Here is a 15,446-nt window from a genome sequence, read left to right as displayed (position 1 = left end):
GGCCGGAGCGACGCGCGGAATGCGCAGGGTCCTGGCCAGTACCACGCACCGCGGGCAGCGCCCGGAAACGCGAAGGGGCGCCTCGCAACCGCGAGGCGCCCCTGCAGAGCTGGAAGCCCGGCCCTACTTCGACTGGTTCTTGAGGCGTGACGCGGCGCGGGCGCGCAGCGAGGCCTCGAGCTCCACCTTGCGGATGCGCACGACCTCGGGGGTCACCTCGACGCACTCGTCCTCGCGGGCGAACTCGAGGCACTCCTCGAGCGTGAGCTGCCGCGGCGGCGTCATCGACTCGAAGGAGTCGGCCGTCGAGGAGCGCATGTTGGTGAGCTTCTTCTCCTTGGTGATGTTCACATCCATGTCCTCGGAGCGCGAGTTCTCGCCGATGACCATGCCCTCGTAGACCTCCTGCGTGGGCTGCACGAAGAAGGTCATGCGCTCCTGCAGGTTGATGATCGAGAACGGGGTGACCACACCGGAGCGGTCTGCCACGATCGACCCGTTGTTGCGGGTGACGATGGGTCCGGCCCACGCGTCGTAGCCGTGCGAGATCGCGTTCGCGATGCCGGTGCCGCGGGTGGTGGTCAGGAACTCCGAGCGGAAGCCGATGAGCCCGCGCGAGGGCACGATGAACTCCATGCGCACCCAGCCGGTGCCGTTGTTCACCATGTTCTCCATGCGGCCCTTGCGTGCGGCCAGCAGCTGGGTGATCGCACCGAGGTGCTCCTCGGGGGTGTCGATCGTGAGGTGCTCGTACGGCTCGTGCGTCTTGCCGTTGACCTCCTTGGTCACCACCTGCGGCTTGCCGACGGTCAGTTCGAAGCCCTCGCGGCGCATGTTCTCGACGAGGATCGCGAGCGCCAGCTCACCGCGGCCCTGCACCTCCCAGGCGTCGGGGCGCTCGGTGTTCAGCACCCGCAGCGACACGTTGCCGATGAGCTCGCGGTCGAGGCGATCCTTGATCATGCGCGCTGTGAGCTTGTGGCCCTTCACCTTGCCGACGAGCGGAGAGGTGTTCGCGCCGATCGTCATCGAGATCGCGGGCTCGTCGACCGTGATGGTCGGCAGCGGCCGCACGTCCTCGGCATCGCAGATGGTCTCGCCGATGGTGATGTCCTCGATGCCGGCGATCGCGACGATGTCGCCGGGGCCCGCCTTCTCGGCCGGGTAGCGCGTGAGCGCCTTGGTGAGCATGAGCTCGGTGATGCGCACGTTCTGCACGCTGCCGTCCTGCCTCACCCACGCGACGGTCTCGCCCTTGTGGATCCAGCCGTTGTGCACGCGCAGCAGCGCGATGCGGCCGAGGAACGGCGAGGAGTCGAGGTTGGTGACGTGCGCCTGCAGCGGCGCCTCATCGTCGAAGCTGGGGGCGGGCACGCGCTCGAGGATCGTCTCGAACAGCGGCTCGAGATCGGGGTTGTCGGGCAGTGCACCGTCTGCGGGACGGGCGTGCGAGGCGGCGCCCGCGCGCCCGGAGAGGTAGACCGTGGGCACGTCGAGCACGGCGTCCACGTCGATGTCGGGGTGATCCTCGGAGAGATCGGAGGCGAGACCGAGCAGCAGATCCTGCGCCTCGCCCTCGACCTCCTCGATGCGGGCATCGGGGCGGTCGGTCTTGTTGACCGCGAGGATCACGGGGAGGTGAGCCTCGAGCGCCTTGCGCAGCACGAAGCGGGTCTGGGGCAGCGGGCCCTCCGAGGCATCGACGAGCAGCACGACGCCGTCGACCATCGACAGGCCGCGCTCGACCTCGCCGCCGAAGTCGGCGTGCCCCGGGGTGTCGATCACGTTGATGACGATGGGGCCGTTCTTCGCGTGCGCACCCTCGTAGGTGATCGCCGTGTTCTTCGCGAGAATGGTGATGCCCTTCTCGCGCTCGAGGTCGTTGGAGTCCATGACGCGGTCGTCGACCTCGGCGTGGGCGTCGAAGGAGTTGGTCTGGCGCAGCATGGCGTCGACGAGGGTGGTCTTGCCGTGGTCGACGTGTGCGACGATGGCGACGTTGCGGAGGTCTTCGCGGGTGGCGAGAGCCATAGAGGTGGAGTCCTAACGAGACGAGCGGAGCGCCGGCGCAGCGGGATGCCGAGCACGACCGGGATGCGGGACCCGGTTTGCCAGAAGAAGCCGACGTACTATTCTATCGGATCGCGCGGGGTGCCCCTGAGAACTCGAACATATCGACGCAAATCGTATATGATCCGCTTATGGCCGCGCCTCCCAAGCTCACACCCGGGCTTCTCGCGGTGCTCTCGTTCCTGGCCGCCGTGGGCCCCTTCGCCACCGACATGTACCTGGCGTCGTTCACCTCGATCGCCCGGGATCTCGGGGCGCAGCCCTCCTCCGTGCAGCTCACCCTCACGGCGTTCCTCATCGGCATGGGCCTCGGGCAACTGCTGCTCGGCCCGCTCTCCGACCAGTGCGGCAGGCGCCCCGTGCTCGTCATCTCGCTCGCCGTCTTCGCGGCCGCCAGCATCGCGATGGTCTTCTCCCCGAACATCGCCGTCTTCGTCGCGCTGCGCGCGGTGCAGGGGATCGCGGGATCCGCCGGCGTCGTCGTCTCGCGCGCCATCGCGGTCGATCTCTCCGAGGGCGCCGCCGCCATCCGCGCCATCAGCCTCATCGCCATGTTCGTCGGGCTCGGTCCCCTCGTCGCTCCGCCCATCGGCGGCGCGGTTCTCGCGGTGGGCGACTGGCGAACCGTGCTCGCGACCCTCGCGGCGATCGCCACGGCCATGTTCGTGCTCGCCGCCGTCTTCGTGCCCGAGTCGCTGCCCCGCGAGGCGCGCAGCGGGGCGGGACTCCGCACGGCCCTGGGGAACTTCGGGACGATGCTCGGCAACGGCCGCTTCGTGCTGCTCATGTGCGTGTTCGGGCTCGGCTTCGGCAGCATGATGTCGTACATCTCGGCCTCCCCGTTCGTCGGGCAGATCGTGCTGGGGATGCCGCCGATCCTCTACTCGCTCGCCTTCGCCGCCGGCGCGGCCGCCATGATCCTGGCCAACTCCATCAACGCGAGCCTCGCGGGGCGCGTTCCGGCGCAGCGCATGATGCTGATCGGCAGCGTGCTCTCGCTGGCCGCAGGCGTCGCACTCACCGCGCTCAGCGCGAGCGGCGCGCTCTCCCCCGTGCTCTTCATCGTGTGCGCGTTCACGCTGACCGGCGGCGCCGGCCTCACCATGTCGAACGCGAGCGCCATCGCGCTGTCCCTCTCCGAGGAGGCGCGCGGGTCGGGTTCGGCCCTGCTGGGCGCCTCGCAGTTCGCGGTGGGCGGCCTCGCGTCCCCGCTCGTGGGCGCCTGGGGCGAGCACACGGCGCTGCCCATGGCGCTGTTCGTGCTCACCGCGTCGGCGCTCGCCTGCGCGGGCGCCCTGCGCTACGTGCGCCTGACTCGGTAGCCCCGCCGCGCGAACGGCGGCGCATCCGCCAGCCGAGCGAGTGCAGCGGATCGAGCGACCGCAGCGAGCGCCGCTGATTGAGCGAGCGCAGCGACGAGTCGAAGTATCGAAATCGAGGATCCGGTTTCGACTCCGCTCGGTTTCGACTCCGCGCTTCGCGCTCCGCTCAACCAGCGATCCGCGCTCGCTCAACCAGCGATCCGCGCTCGCTCAACCGGCGGACGACCCCCGGCGAAAACGCGGAGTCCCGGATGGCTGCCTCCTCTCGAGGGGAAGCAGCCATCCGGGACTCCGCGTTCGGGGCTGAGGCCGGAGATGGCCTCAGCCGGCTCCGAGCTCGATCTTGGCGCCCGGGATCGCCGCGAGCAGGTTCTTCGTGTACTCCTGCTGCGGGTTCTCGAAGACGTCCTCGGTCGTCGCCTGCTCCACGATGCGGCCCTGCTGCATCACGCACACCCGGTCGGCGATGAGTCGCACCACCGCGAGATCGTGGGTGATGAAGAGGTACGTGAGACCCAGATCCCGCTGCAGTTCGGCGAGCAGATCGAGGATCTGCGCCTGCACCAGCACGTCGAGCGCCGAGACCGCCTCGTCGAGCACCAGGATGTCCGGCTTGAGCGCGAGTCCGCGCGCCACCGCGACACGCTGCCGCTGACCGCCCGAGAGCTCGTTGGGGTAGCGCGTCGCGAGCTCGCGCGGCAGCGCCACCTGGTCGAGCAGTTCGAGCACGCGCGCCTTGCGGCTCGCGGTGTCGCCCACGCCGTGGATCTTCAGCGGCTCCATGATCGTGTTGCCGATGTTGTGCAGCGGATCGAGCGAGCCGTACGGGTCCTGGAACACGGGCTGCAGCGTGCGCCGCAGATCGAAGAGGCGCTTGCCCGAGAGGCCCGCCGTCTCCTCCCCCGCGATCCGGATCGAACCCGAGCTGGGCTTCTCGAGCTGCAGCACCATCTTCGCGATGGTCGACTTGCCCGATCCCGACTCGCCCACGAGCGCCATGGTCTCGCCGCGGTTCACTGTGAAGGTGGCGTCGCGCACGGCATGGAAGTCCTCGTGGCCGAAGTTGCCCTTGCGCAGCTTGTAGATCTTGCCGAGGCCGGTCACCTCGATCATGGGATCGCCGTGCTTCACCGCGGGCTTCTCCTCCTCGGCGAGCGCCGCGAGGTCGAAGGACTCGGTGGGAGCGGCCGGCAGCTCGGCGTCGGCGCCGATGCGCCGAGAAGCCAGGCTGGGCGCGGCGGAGACCAGGCGCTTCGTGTAGGGGTGCTGGGGGTTCTGCAGGATCTCCCGGCTCGGACCCGCCTCGACGATGTTGCCCTGGTACATCACGATCAGCTTCTCGGCGCGCTCGGCGGCGAGACCCAGATCGTGGGTGATGAACACCACCGCCGTGCCCAGCTCACCCGTCAGCTTCGCGAGGTGATCCAGCACCACCCGCTGCACCGTCACGTCGAGAGCCGAGGTCGGCTCGTCGGCGATCAGCAGCTGGGGTTCGGCCGCGAGACCGATGCCGATGAGCGCGCGCTGCTTCATTCCGCCCGAGAACTGATGCGGGTACTGCTTCATGCGCTGCGCGGCGTTCTGCAGGCCGGCCTGCTCCAGCACCTCGGCAGCGCGCTGCTTCACCGCCTTGCGGCCCTTGGCCAGGCCGTTGGCGCGCACCGCCTCCTCCACCTGGAAGCCGACCGACCACACCGGGTTCAGGTTCGACATCGGGTCCTGCGGCACGAGGCCGATCTCCCGGCCGCGGATGGATTCCATGTCCCGGCGGGAGACGCCGACGAGCTCGCGCCCGTTCCAGCGCACCGAGCCCTCGGTGATGCGGCCGGTACCCGGCAGCAGGTTGATGACCGCGTGCATCGTGGTCGACTTGCCCGAACCGGACTCGCCGACGATCGCGACCGTCTCGCCCGGGTAGACGTCGAAGTCGACGCCGTGCACGACCTCTTTGATGGCCTTGTCGACCTTGAACGCGACCTTGAGGTCGCGCACGCTCAGCAGTGGCTGCATGAATGTCTGTCCGCTCTCGGAGTTCGCCGCGCTCATCGTCGTGCCCTCGCCTTCGGGTCGAGGGCGTCTCGCACCACTTCACCCAGCAGCACGAAGCCGAGCACCGTGATGCTGAGGGCGAGCGACGGATAGATGAGGGGCATGGGATCGGTGCGCAGCGACAGCTGCGCGAGACTGATGTCGTTGCCCCAGCTGATGAACTGGCCGGACGGCAGGCCGACCCCGAGGAACGACAGCGTCGCCTCGGCGACGATGGCCGACGACAGCGAGAGCGTGGTCACCACGATCGCCGGGGCGAGCGCGTTCGGCAGCACGTGGCGCGCGAGCGTCGCGAAGCGGGAGAGCCCGAGAGACTGCGCCGCCATCACGAAGTCGGCGTTCTTCACCCGGAGGATCTCGCCGCGCACGATACGCGCCGTGATCGGCCACGAGAACCCGCCGATCGCGAGCGCGATGACGAGCGGGTTGCGGTGCGCCGCGAGCACGCTCATCACGACGACCGCCGCGAGGATGTAGGGGATCGAGAAGAAGATGTCGCCGATGCGCGAGAGCACCGTGTCGACGAAGCCGCCGAAGAACCCGGCGATCGCACCCATGACCGTACCCACGACGAAGGTGATCGCGATCACGATCAGACCCACCGACACCGAGGTCGATGCGCCGTAGACGATGCGCGAGTACACGTCGTACCCGTGCACGGTGAAGCCGAGCGGGTGCCCGGCTTCGGGGCCCGCGTTCGACTTCGACAGCACGTTCTCGCGGGGATTCACGTCGGTGAACCAGCCCGGGAAGAGGGAGACGAGCACCACGAGCAGGATGATCACGGCGGAGATCCAGAACATGGGGCGGCGGCGCATGTCTCGCCACGCGTCGAGCCAGAGGTTCGACTTCTTCTCCTTGATCTTGACCGCGTCGACGGAGGCGACGGGGGTCTCGACCACGGGAGCGACGAAGTGCTCGATGGGCGGGCGCTGCCCGCGCGCCGGCTGGTTGCTGGTGTTCTGCGGCTCAGGCATAACGAATCCTCGGGTCGAGCACGGCGTAGAGAAGGTCGACGACCAGGTTGACGCCGAGATAGATCAGCACCATCACGGTCACGAACGAGACCACCGTGGAGTTCTCCCCCTTGAGGATGGCCTGGAAGAGCACGTTGCCGACGCCGGGCACGTTGAAGATGCCCTCGGTGACGGTCGCGCCCACCATCAGCACGCCGAAGTCGGTTGCCGTGTTGGTGATCGTGGGGATCATCGAGTTGCGCAGCACGTGCACCGGAATCACCCGGCGGCGGCTGAGGCCCTTGGCGTAGGCGGTGCGCACGAAGTCCTGATTGAGCGTGTCGATGACCGAGGATCGGGTGAGCCGCATGCTCGTGGCGTACAGGCTCACCGCGAGCACGATCGCCGGCAGCAGCAGGTCCTGCAGCGGGGCGCCCGCGCCCACGGTTGGACTGAACCAACCGAGCTTGAGGCCGAGGCCGTACTGCGCGAAGAACGCGATCACGAAGATCGGGATGCTCAGGAAGAGCAGTCCGATGATCAGGTTGATGTTGTCGAAGAACCGGCCCTTGCGGATGCCGGAGAAGAGACCGACGATCATCGCGAGCACCAGCTCGAAGAAGATCGCCATCGCGGCGAGCTGGATGGTCACCGGGAAGGTGCGGGCGAGGATCTCGGAGACCGGTTCACCCGAGAAGCTGGTGCCGAAGTCGCCCACGAAGATCCCGCCGAGGTACAGCAGGTACTGCACGAAGAAGGGCTTGTCGAGGTTGTACTGCTCGCGCAGCCGCTCGAGCACGGCCTCGCTCGGCACCTTGTCGCCGAACATCGCGGCGACCGGGTCGCCCGGCATGGCGAAGACCATGAAGTAGATCAGGAAGGTGGTGCCCAGCAGAACCGGGATCACCTGGAGCACTCGGAAGAGGATGTATCTCAGCATGCGCTGCTCCCCTCCTGCACTGAATGAGTTGACATGTTGCGTATTCTCTCGCAGTTTCGGCGCGCCCGCACATCGACGGCTGTGTCGATGGAGCGGGTCCGGAGGTATGTGGCCCGTGCGCCGCGCCGATCGGGCCGGCGGACGGGCCGAGGCCCCGAGCAATGCGCCCGGGGCCTCGGAGAACTTTATTAGTTCTTGGTGATCTCGTTGAAGATCGGCACGGAGTTCCAGCCGAACGACACGTTGTCGACGGTCTCGGCGAAGGCACCCGTGGTCGCCTGGTTCCACAGCGGGATCGAGGGCAGATCCTCGAGCAGGATCTCCTGGGCCTTGCGCAGCGCGTCGACCGAGGCCTCCGGGCTGTCGGCGAGGCTGGCCTCCGAGAGCAGGTCGTCGAATTCGGCGTTCGAGTAGAAGCCGTGGTTCGAGCTCGCGTTGGTCGCGTAGAGCGGGGCCAGGAAGTTGTACATGCCCGGGTAGTCGGCCTGCCATCCGGCGCGGAACGCACCGCCGACGGCGTCGTTCTCGCGATCCTCGAGGAACGCGGCGAAGGTCGGGTACGACTTCGGCGCGGTCTGGATGCCGAGCACGTTGCTCCACTGGTTCGTCACGGCCTCAACCCACACGAGGTGCGGGCCGTCGGTGTTGGTCGCGAGCTCGAGCGTGCCCTCGTAGGGGCTGATGGCGTCGGCCTCGGCCCAGAGCTTCTGCGCCTCCTCGGCGTTGAACTCCAGCACCTCGTTGCCCGCAAGGTCCTCGGTGTAGCCGGCGACCGCCGACGAGGTGAAGTCCTTCGACGGCAGGTTGGTGCCCTTGAAGATCACCTCGGTGATCTCGTCGCGGTCGACCGCCATCGAGAGCGCGGCGCGTCGGAGCTTGCCCTCCTCGCCGCCGAAGTGCGGCAGGTTCTCCGAGATGGTCAGCGTCGTGATGAGCATGCCGGTCTGGTTGATGGCGCGGTCACCGAAGTCGGCCTCGAAGGTCGCCAGAGCCGACTCGGGGATCTGATCGATGATGTCGAGGTTGCCGGCCTGCACGTCGGTGTAAGCGGCATCGAGCGACGCGTAGATCTTGAAGTGGACGCCGTCGTTCAGCGCCTCGCGGGGGCCGACGTAGCTGTCGTTCTTCACGGTCTTGATCTCGACGTCGTGCTTCCAAGCACCCTCGCCGTCGAGCTGGTAGAGACCGTTGCCGATCGGGTTCTGACCGAAGGCGTCCATGTCCTCGAAGGCCACGTCGGGCAGCGGGTAGAACGCCGAGTAGCCGAGGCGATCCGGGAAGTCGGGGGTGGCCTCGACCGTGAAGGTGTGGTCGTCGACGATCGTCAGACCCTCGAGCTCCTCGACGGGCTCTTCCTCGCTCCAGCCCTTGATCGGGTAGAAGAAGTACTGGTTGCCGAGCGCGTTGTCCACGTTCGCCGCGTAGTTCCACGCGTCCACGAAGTTGTGCGCCAGCACCGGGGTGCCGTCGGAGAACACGGCGTCGTCGCGCAGCTTGATCTCCCAGGTCGTCTTCTCGTCGTTCGTCGCCTCGATCGACTCGGCGACGCCGTTGTGAGCGACACCTTCGGCGTCGTAGTAGACGAGGCCCTCCCACAGGGCGTCGACGACCTTGCCGCCGCCGACCTCGGTGGTGTCGGCGGGGATCAGACCCTTCTGGGGCTCCGTGCCGTTGACCGAGATGATGCCCCCGGCAACGGCGTCGCCGCCGTTGCCGCCTTCGTTACCGCCGCCGTTCGACGAGCAGCCGGACAGCGCCAGCGCGCCCGCGGCCGCCAGGGCGATGAACCCCAGGCCGATTCGTGATCGCTTCACTGGATTCCTCCTTGAATTTCCGACTCGCGCAAGAGCTGACCGGTACGTCGCCCCCGCGAGAAGATCCGATGTTTACAACAGATTCAGCCTAGCGACCCGGTACAGCCCGCAGCGCCAAATCCCGTGCTCGTAACGCCTTCGTGATCCATGTCTGTAGGAGACCGAAAATTATTCGGGCTGGAATCCAGTTTCGACTGTGCGGTTCCACCATTCTCTGCAGGGCACTAGGAATACTCTGTCGCAGACTCCGGCAGTACGCTGAAGCGGTGACCTCGAAAACCGTCCGTCCCCGGTTCCGCGCTCGACTGCGCTGGGAGCTCGGCATCGTGCTCGCCCTCTCCTTCGGCGCCTCGGCGGTCTACGCGGTCGTCGCCATTCTCGACCGCGTGACCCGCGACACCGCGCTCGCTTCGCAGACCGCCACGATCAACCGCCCGCTGGCCGAGCGGCCCGTGTTCGACCTCGTGTACCAGCTGCTCGCGTTCGCGTTCGGGCTGGCGCCGGTGGCGCTCGTCGTATTCCTGCTGTGGCGGGGTGCGCGCCCGCATCTCGCCGGGCTCGGCCTCGGAGCCCCGATCGACGGAGGCAGGTGGCGCTGGCTGCGCGAGACGGGAGGCGGCCTGGGCCTCGCTGCACTCATCGGCATACCGGGCATCGGCTTCTATCTCTTCGCGAAGTGGATCGGCATCAACACGACGGTGGTGCCGACCGCGCTCGACGCGTACTGGTGGACCGTGCCCGTGCTCGTGCTGCAGGCCCTCCGGGCGGCCCTCGGCGAGGAGCTGATCGTGGTCGCCTACCTCTTCGACCGGCTGAAGCGCCTCGGCGTCGGCCCGGTCGCGACGATCGTGACGAGTGCGCTGCTGCGCGGCAGCTACCACCTCTACCAGGGCTTCGGCGGCTTCATCGGCAACGTGGTCATGGGTCTCGTCTTCGGATGGGCCTACCATCGCTGGGGCAGAGCGCTCCCCCTGATCGTCGCCCACTGGATCCTCGACATCGTCAGCTTCGCCGCCTACCCGATCGCGGTCGCGCTCTGGCCGGCACTCTTCGCCGCCGCGACCGGCGGCTGAGCATTCCGCCGGTCGAGCGAGCGAGGCGCTACTGGATGCTCTGCACGAAGGCGTCGGTGAGGCCCCACAGCTCGTCGTAGAGCTCGGGCGCCGCAGCGCAGCGCTCCGCGGGCCTGAGCACCTCGTACTGGCCGCCGGCGGTCTGCACGGCACCCCAGTTCCCCTCGCACGGCAGATCCCGGATGAGCGGGCTGTCGAGCCAGAGCTCGGTGTTGCCGTTCTCGAGGCGGTACTGTGTCGAGCCGAACTTCACGCTCACGTCGCCGCTTACCCCCCACTGCGTGATCGCCATAGAGGTCGTGTCGCCTACCTCCACCCGGGGCACGTCGTCGGCCGGCGCCTCATCGTCGGGCGCTTCGGTCTCGTCGGGATCTTCCGACGGCGGGGTGGTCTGCGAGGGCTGCTCGCTCGGCTGCTCTGTCGTAGGGGCCGCGGCCGGTCCCTCGTCGTCCCCGCCGCGGACGATGTTCACCACGACGATCGAGGCGATGATCGCCAGTACGGCGACCAGTCCCACGACGATCCACGGCTTTGCCGCCGATCCGCCCCGGCTGCGCTTCGGCTTGCGCTGTTCCATCGGGAGCTGCGCCGTGCGCACCCGCTCGGCCTGCTCCTGAGCGAGCCGTTCGCGCGCCGGAACGGGCTGGGGCTGCTCGGGCGTCGGTCCGAAGAGTTCCTCGAGTGGATCTTTACTCACGGTCCTACCCTAACCACTTCCGCTGCGTGTCCCGTAACCGCGGCGCTGCGGTCAGGCGCGCTCCGGCCCAGGGGCGCCCCGGTTCATGCGGGCGCCCCGCGGTCGGCGAGAGCCGACACGTGCGGCACGTCGGTTCCGCAGCAGCCGCCGAACGCAGCGGCGTTCGGCGCGTACTCCCGCAGGCCGGCCGCGAGCTCCGAGAACCGCGCCGGCTCGTCGCCGGCCCCCTCCTCGCCGTGCTTCGCGGCGTTGAGGCGGAACCCGATGATCCGCGACAGCTCCGGGGCTCCCGCGCACCGGGCCAGGCCCGCCGCAGCTTCGCTCGGGTGGGCGCAGTTCACGAGGAAGCCGATCGCGGCGCCCCCGGTCGCGGCGTCGACCTCGGCGATCGCCTCGGCGATCGATCCGCCGTCGGCCATCCGCCCGTCGGCGCCCAGGACGAACGAGACCGCCGCCGGGATCCGAGCCTGCTGCGCGGCGCGCACGACGCCGATACCCTCCGCGGCATCGAGCGTGGTGACCGATGTCACCCGATCCGCGCCGGACTCGGCGAGAGCGCGCACCTGCGGCGCGTGATACTGCTCTGCCTGCTCCGGCGTCATGCGCTGCGAGGCCGTGTAGTCGTCGGAGCGGGGACCGACGCAGCCGTTCACGAGCACCTCCGGCGCCGCAGCGCCGGGTTCGTCGTCGCCGATCTCCCGCACCAGTGCGACGGCATCGGCGTTGACCCGCTCGAGCGCATCGGCGTCGTAGCCGAGACGCGCACCCCAATCGGAGTTGGCGCGCCAGGTGGGGGTGTCGAGCACCAGTCCGAGCCCGCGCTCCCGCGCCAGCTCGACGAAGGGCCGGTAGTAGGCCCGCAGCGCTTCGCGCCCGGCTGCGGTGTCGAGCAGCACGAACGCGGCGAACTCCGGCAGCTCCTGCCCCAGGCGATCCACCAGCGCGGTCTCGATCCCGCCGTCGGTCAGTACCAGCTCGGTCATGTGCCGATCCTTCCTCGCAGTGCCTCGCGGATCGCCTCTCGCCTGGTGCCGAAGTCGCGCACCTTCGCCAGATGACGGTCCATGATCCCCGTGTCGCGCAGCGCGAGCGTGCCGGGATCGCCGCGCTCGATCCCCGCGCGCCACCGCTGCGCGATGAGCCCCATCCGGGCGTCCACCGCGTCGAGCAGTTCGCCGGGGTCGACGTCGCCGTACGCTTCTGCGGCGAGCGCCAGCCTGCGCGCGGCGTCGGCGATCGGGATCCCCCGCAGCAGCGGCACCCCCGTCCAGCACATGAAGGCCAGGTCGTCGACCGGCTTCCCGGGGCCCGCGCGATCCCAGTCGATCATGCCGGCGAAGCCGCCGTCCGCCACCACCCAGTTGTAGAGGCCCGGATCGTTGTGGCAGATCACCTCGTCCTCGCCCAGGTCCTGCACACCCTGCCGCCACTCGAGCGGCCCGGGCCGGAATCCGCGCACGGTGTCGTGGAAGCGGCGCAGCCACGCCGCGGCATCCCCCAGAGCGTCGTCCGACACCTGCTCGGTCTCGGGATCGAGGGTGTCCCCCGGCAGGTAGTCGAGCACCTCGCGGCCCTCGTCGTCGAAACCGCGCACGCGGGGGACGCCGTCGAGACCGTGCTCGCCGAGATACTCCAGCAGCTCGTGCACCGCGGGCGTCCAGGGTCCGGTCGGGCGGTGCACCCGGGTCGTGCCGTCGCGGGCTCCGATCCGCCAGACGCCCCCGGATCCCCCGGGCATGTACTCGCTCTCCACGTTTCGACCCTATCGGTCCCCGCCCTCGGTCTCCTGCCCTCGGTTCCCCGCCCTCGGTCCGGTCCCGCCGTCCCACCGCTCTGCGCAATGCACCCGCACCTCCTGCACGCGTCAGTATCTACGCGCGTCAGTAGTTGTCACCAAACCTGAAGTTTGGTGACAACTACTGACGCGCGTGAGCAGAGCACGGTCGCGCGGGAGGGTTTCGACTCGCTTCGCTCGCTCAACCGGCGGAGGGAGAGTGACGACCGCTCAACCGGCGGACGGGTTTCGACTCGCTACGCTCGCTCAACCGGCGGGGTGGATGCGCTGCTCGACGGCGCGCAGCTCCAGCGGAGCGGTGTGGGTCGGCGGCTCGCCGTGCAACTGCACGTGCAGGCGCTCCATCCGGGTGTCGAGCTCGGCCGCGATGTCGGCCGCGAGCTTGAGTTCGCGGGTGAGCGTGTTCGGCACCTGACGGTCGTACTTGTAGTAGATCTTGTGCTCGAGGCTGGCCCAGAAGTCCATTGCGATCGTGCGGAACTGCACCTCGACCGGCACGTCGACCCTCCCGCTCGACAGGTAGACGGGCACCGAGATGATGGTGTGCAGGCTCTTGTACCCGTTGGGCTTGGGCGACTCGATGTAGTCCTCGACCTCGAGCACGGTGATGTCGTCCTGCTGCGTGAGCAGATCGAAGAGCCGGTAGACGTCGCGGATGAACGCGCAGGTGACGCGCACGCCGGCGATGTCCCGCACCTCGCGGCGGATCTCGTCGAAGTCGTTGCCGATGCCCAGGCGCTCCAGCTTGGCGACGAGGCTGTCGACCGACTTCACCCGGCTCGAGACGTGCTCGATGGGGTTGTACTCGTGCATGTGGAGGAACTCCTCGCGCAGGATCGAGAGCTTCGTCTCGATCTCCTCCATGGCGAAGCGGTACTCGAGCAGGAAGCGCTGCATCCGGTCGCCGAGCGAGCGGAGCGCACTGGCCGAGATGGTGATCTCGTCTCCCGCGACACCCCCGCCGCCGTGCCCTCTGCTCGGACCTCCCCCGGTCGAGCCCGTATCGAACGTATCGAGTGCAGCAGTGCTCATGCCGACCAGCCTAACCACGCTCCCGATGAACGCGCTGAGACTTTTCGGATTGCTTCAGCGTCACCTGCGGATCGGCGCCGGCGGCGGTCCATCAGGCGAGACCGGCGATGAGGTTGATCACGGTCGCGAGGATCCCCGCCCCGAAGAGATAGGCGAGCAGCGTCTGCGCGATCACGACACGTCTGATCGCGTTGCGGGTGATGTCGGTGTCGGAGACCTGGTAGGTCATGCCGAGCCCCACCGAGAAGTAGGCGAAGTCGGTGTACTCCGGATCCTCGTCCTGGTTGAAGTCGATACCGCGGGCATCCCCCTCGTAGTACACCCGGGCGTAGTGCAGCAGGTAGTCGGTCTGGATGAGCACCCACGATGACACGACGCTGAGCACGGCGACCCCCGCGAGCAGCGACGCCTCGAGGTCGCTCGCGCTCCGCGCCTGCACGAGGACCACGCCCACCGCGGTCAAGCTCATCACGCTGCCGATGATCGCGATGATGCGGGCGATCCGGCGGCCCGGATCCTCCGTCGTCGCGTGCTCGCGCGTCGCCGTCGCGTCCATCGGCCAGATCTGCAGCAGCGTCCAGGCGCTGCTCAGGAGCGCCAGCGCCGCCCAGGCCGCGAGCAGGCCCGCCGCGATCCCGAGCGGTCCCGCAGTCGCCACCCCCGCGACCGCACCGCACGCGACGGAGACCGCCCACCGCAGTCGCACACCGATTCGCGCCGAAGACTCGCCCATACCCAGATGTTACGCGCCGCCGCGGCGGTGGCGATGGAGCCGGCACGTGCGGCGCCGCACGTCGTACGTCGCCGCTGCGAGGGCGCCGCGCCGGTCTCAGGCCCGGCGCTCGTTGCCCCGCTTGTAGTTGCCGGTGACTCGGGCGAGGAGGTGCTGGTCCCGCACCGGATCCCGGCCGAGCCGAGCCGCCAGACGCTCGGCGGCGGCTCCGCGCACGACCACGACCGCTCGACCGCCGCGGGTCACGTGCACCTCGCCGGACTTGGTGATCCGATAGGCGAACGGGTCGTCCGCGAGTCCCTCCGGCATCGGTGCGTCGTGTGCTGTCATCGAGATCAGCCTAGCGAGCACCGATCGCCTCGCCGGGACTCGAGAGCTCACATGCCGGGACTCGTCCAGAGCAGCACTCCGTAGGTCTCCCCGCCCGGCACCGGCACGAAACCCAGGTCCATGTAGAGCATCTTCGCGCGCATGTTGCGGCGGTCGACCGACAGGCTCAGGCGGGGAATCAGGCGCGCTCGCGCCGCGGCGAGCAGCTGGCGCGTGAGCAGTCGCCCGATGCCGCGACCGCGCCACGGCTCGTCCACCCAGACGCAGAATTCAGGGGTGACCGGGTCGATCCAGCCGTAGCCCGGAGCGTCCGCCGGCAGATAGAGGGCCCAGGCCACTCCGACGGGCTCGCCGCGCTGCTGCGCGACCACACCGAAGTCACCGCGATCGGGATCGACCCTCGTGTACCGCGCCAGGTCGGGGCGCCGCAGCACCTGATCGGGGGTGAACAGGGGCGTCTTCCAGTTGAAGTTGCCGAGCGAGGCCTCGAGCAGCAGCGCGTCCTCCTCCGCCCCGAGCGGGCGGTAGGTCACCGGAAGCGCTGCACCCATGGGTTCATCATCTCTCCGAAACCGCGGCGGGTGCGTGCACACGCCGAGCGAGACGCAGCGGACCCGGCAGAACGGAGGATCCTG

General features: G+C 68.7%; 14 protein-coding genes. 2 read left to right on the top strand and 12 right to left on the bottom strand.

The genetic code is table 11. From position 1 onward, the window contains the following. Positions 1 to 123 precede the first annotated feature (123 nt). Entirely contained in the window at positions 124 to 2,031 is a 1,908-nt protein-coding gene (gene typA, locus AMS65_RS14460; protein ID WP_053384889.1) for a translational GTPase TypA, read from the bottom strand. 170 nt (positions 2,032 to 2,201) lie between these two features. Here typA and AMS65_RS14455 point away from each other — a divergent pair, with 170 nt between their 5' ends. Continuing rightward, positions 2,202 to 3,392: a multidrug effflux MFS transporter gene (locus tag AMS65_RS14455; RefSeq protein WP_053384888.1), complete on the top strand. Its 1,191-nt coding sequence runs from the start codon at positions 2,202 to 2,204 to the stop codon at positions 3,390 to 3,392. 321 nt (positions 3,393 to 3,713) lie between these two features. On the opposite strand, the gene AMS65_RS14450 is transcribed toward AMS65_RS14455, so the two are convergent. The 4 genes from AMS65_RS14450 to AMS65_RS14435 form a co-directional block, all read right to left on the bottom strand. Then, on the bottom strand, positions 3,714 to 5,438 hold the full coding sequence (locus tag AMS65_RS14450) for a dipeptide ABC transporter ATP-binding protein (RefSeq protein ID WP_053384887.1): 1,725 nt from the start codon (positions 5,436 to 5,438) through the stop codon (positions 3,714 to 3,716). After that, positions 5,435 to 6,418 (bottom strand): ABC transporter permease, encoded by a 984-nt coding sequence (locus AMS65_RS14445; protein WP_053384886.1) that lies wholly within the window; start codon positions 6,416 to 6,418, stop codon positions 5,435 to 5,437. Before AMS65_RS14445 ends, AMS65_RS14450 begins: the two co-directional genes overlap by 4 nt. Then, on the bottom strand, positions 6,411 to 7,337 hold the full coding sequence (locus tag AMS65_RS14440; protein WP_053384885.1) for an ABC transporter permease: 927 nt from the start codon (positions 7,335 to 7,337) through the stop codon (positions 6,411 to 6,413). The genes AMS65_RS14445 and AMS65_RS14440 overlap by 8 nt, the downstream gene beginning before the upstream one ends. A gap of 188 nt (positions 7,338 to 7,525) precedes the next feature. Then, a complete protein-coding gene (locus AMS65_RS14435; protein ID WP_053384884.1) occupies positions 7,526 to 9,151 on the bottom strand; it encodes a peptide ABC transporter substrate-binding protein in 1,626 nt (541 codons plus the stop codon). A gap of 266 nt (positions 9,152 to 9,417) precedes the next feature. Here AMS65_RS14435 and AMS65_RS14430 point away from each other — a divergent pair, with 266 nt between their 5' ends. After that, complete coding sequence (locus AMS65_RS14430) at positions 9,418 to 10,224, top strand: CPBP family intramembrane glutamic endopeptidase (protein ID WP_053384883.1); 807 nt, start codon at positions 9,418 to 9,420, stop codon at positions 10,222 to 10,224. Positions 10,225 to 10,252: 28 nt separating this feature from the next. Here AMS65_RS14430 and AMS65_RS14425 read toward each other — a convergent pair whose 3' ends face one another. The 7 genes from AMS65_RS14425 to AMS65_RS14395 all read right to left on the bottom strand — a co-directional run bounded on the left by AMS65_RS14425 (position 10,253) and on the right by AMS65_RS14395 (position 15,362). Continuing rightward, positions 10,253 to 10,921 carry a flagellar basal body-associated FliL family protein gene (locus AMS65_RS14425; RefSeq protein WP_053384882.1) on the bottom strand — a complete coding sequence of 223 codons (669 nt, stop codon included), beginning with the start codon at positions 10,919 to 10,921 and terminating at the stop codon, positions 10,253 to 10,255. Between the two features lie 83 nt (positions 10,922 to 11,004). Next, positions 11,005 to 11,904, bottom strand: a complete 900-nt coding sequence (locus AMS65_RS14420; protein ID WP_053384881.1) for a homocysteine S-methyltransferase family protein — start codon at positions 11,902 to 11,904, stop codon at positions 11,005 to 11,007. Further along, positions 11,901 to 12,674, bottom strand: a complete 774-nt coding sequence (locus tag AMS65_RS14415) for a phosphotransferase (RefSeq protein ID WP_053384880.1) — start codon at positions 12,672 to 12,674, stop codon at positions 11,901 to 11,903. Before AMS65_RS14415 ends, AMS65_RS14420 begins: the two co-directional genes overlap by 4 nt. A gap of 288 nt (positions 12,675 to 12,962) precedes the next feature. Then, positions 12,963 to 13,613 carry a GTP pyrophosphokinase gene (locus tag AMS65_RS14410; protein ID WP_241489469.1) on the bottom strand — a complete coding sequence of 217 codons (651 nt, stop codon included), beginning with the start codon at positions 13,611 to 13,613 and terminating at the stop codon, positions 12,963 to 12,965. A gap of 226 nt (positions 13,614 to 13,839) precedes the next feature. Next, a complete protein-coding gene (locus AMS65_RS14405; protein ID WP_053384879.1) occupies positions 13,840 to 14,481 on the bottom strand; it encodes a DUF1345 domain-containing protein in 642 nt (213 codons plus the stop codon). Between the two features lie 96 nt (positions 14,482 to 14,577). Further along, on the bottom strand, positions 14,578 to 14,811 hold the full coding sequence (locus AMS65_RS14400) for a hypothetical protein (protein ID WP_241489465.1): 234 nt from the start codon (positions 14,809 to 14,811) through the stop codon (positions 14,578 to 14,580). Positions 14,812 to 14,858: 47 nt separating this feature from the next. Beyond that, positions 14,859 to 15,362, bottom strand: a complete 504-nt coding sequence (locus tag AMS65_RS14395; RefSeq protein ID WP_053384877.1) for a GNAT family N-acetyltransferase — start codon at positions 15,360 to 15,362, stop codon at positions 14,859 to 14,861. Positions 15,363 to 15,446: the final 84 nt, after the last annotated feature.

It is taken from the genome of Leucobacter celer subsp. astrifaciens (assembly GCF_001273835.1).
GTDB classification, from domain to species: Bacteria; Actinomycetota; Actinomycetes; order Actinomycetales; family Microbacteriaceae; genus Leucobacter; species Leucobacter celer.
This window is presented reverse-complemented; position numbering and strand designations above follow the sequence as displayed.

What these genes read in the sequence shown, in the direction of transcription:
- AMS65_RS14410 (WP_241489469.1), bottom strand. Translation starts at nt 13,613, where the DNA reads ATGCAGCGCTTCCTGCTCGAGTACCGCTTCGCCATGGAGGAGATCGAG.
- AMS65_RS14455 (WP_053384888.1), top strand. Translation starts at nt 2,202, where the DNA reads ATGGCCGCGCCTCCCAAGCTCACACCCGGGCTTCTCGCGGTGCTCTCG.
- AMS65_RS14420 (WP_053384881.1), bottom strand. Translation starts at nt 11,904, where the DNA reads ATGACCGAGCTGGTACTGACCGACGGCGGGATCGAGACCGCGCTGGTG.
- AMS65_RS14400 (WP_241489465.1), bottom strand. Translation starts at nt 14,811, where the DNA reads ATGACAGCACACGACGCACCGATGCCGGAGGGACTCGCGGACGACCCG.
- typA (WP_053384889.1), bottom strand. Translation starts at nt 2,031, where the DNA reads ATGGCTCTCGCCACCCGCGAAGACCTCCGCAACGTCGCCATCGTCGCA.
- AMS65_RS14445 (WP_053384886.1), bottom strand. Translation starts at nt 6,418, where the DNA reads ATGCCTGAGCCGCAGAACACCAGCAACCAGCCGGCGCGCGGGCAGCGC.
- AMS65_RS14440 (WP_053384885.1), bottom strand. Translation starts at nt 7,337, where the DNA reads ATGCTGAGATACATCCTCTTCCGAGTGCTCCAGGTGATCCCGGTTCTG.
- AMS65_RS14405 (WP_053384879.1), bottom strand. Translation starts at nt 14,481, where the DNA reads ATGGGCGAGTCTTCGGCGCGAATCGGTGTGCGACTGCGGTGGGCGGTC.
- AMS65_RS14450 (WP_053384887.1), bottom strand. Translation starts at nt 5,438, where the DNA reads ATGAGCGCGGCGAACTCCGAGAGCGGACAGACATTCATGCAGCCACTG.
- AMS65_RS14395 (WP_053384877.1), bottom strand. Translation starts at nt 15,362, where the DNA reads ATGGGTGCAGCGCTTCCGGTGACCTACCGCCCGCTCGGGGCGGAGGAG.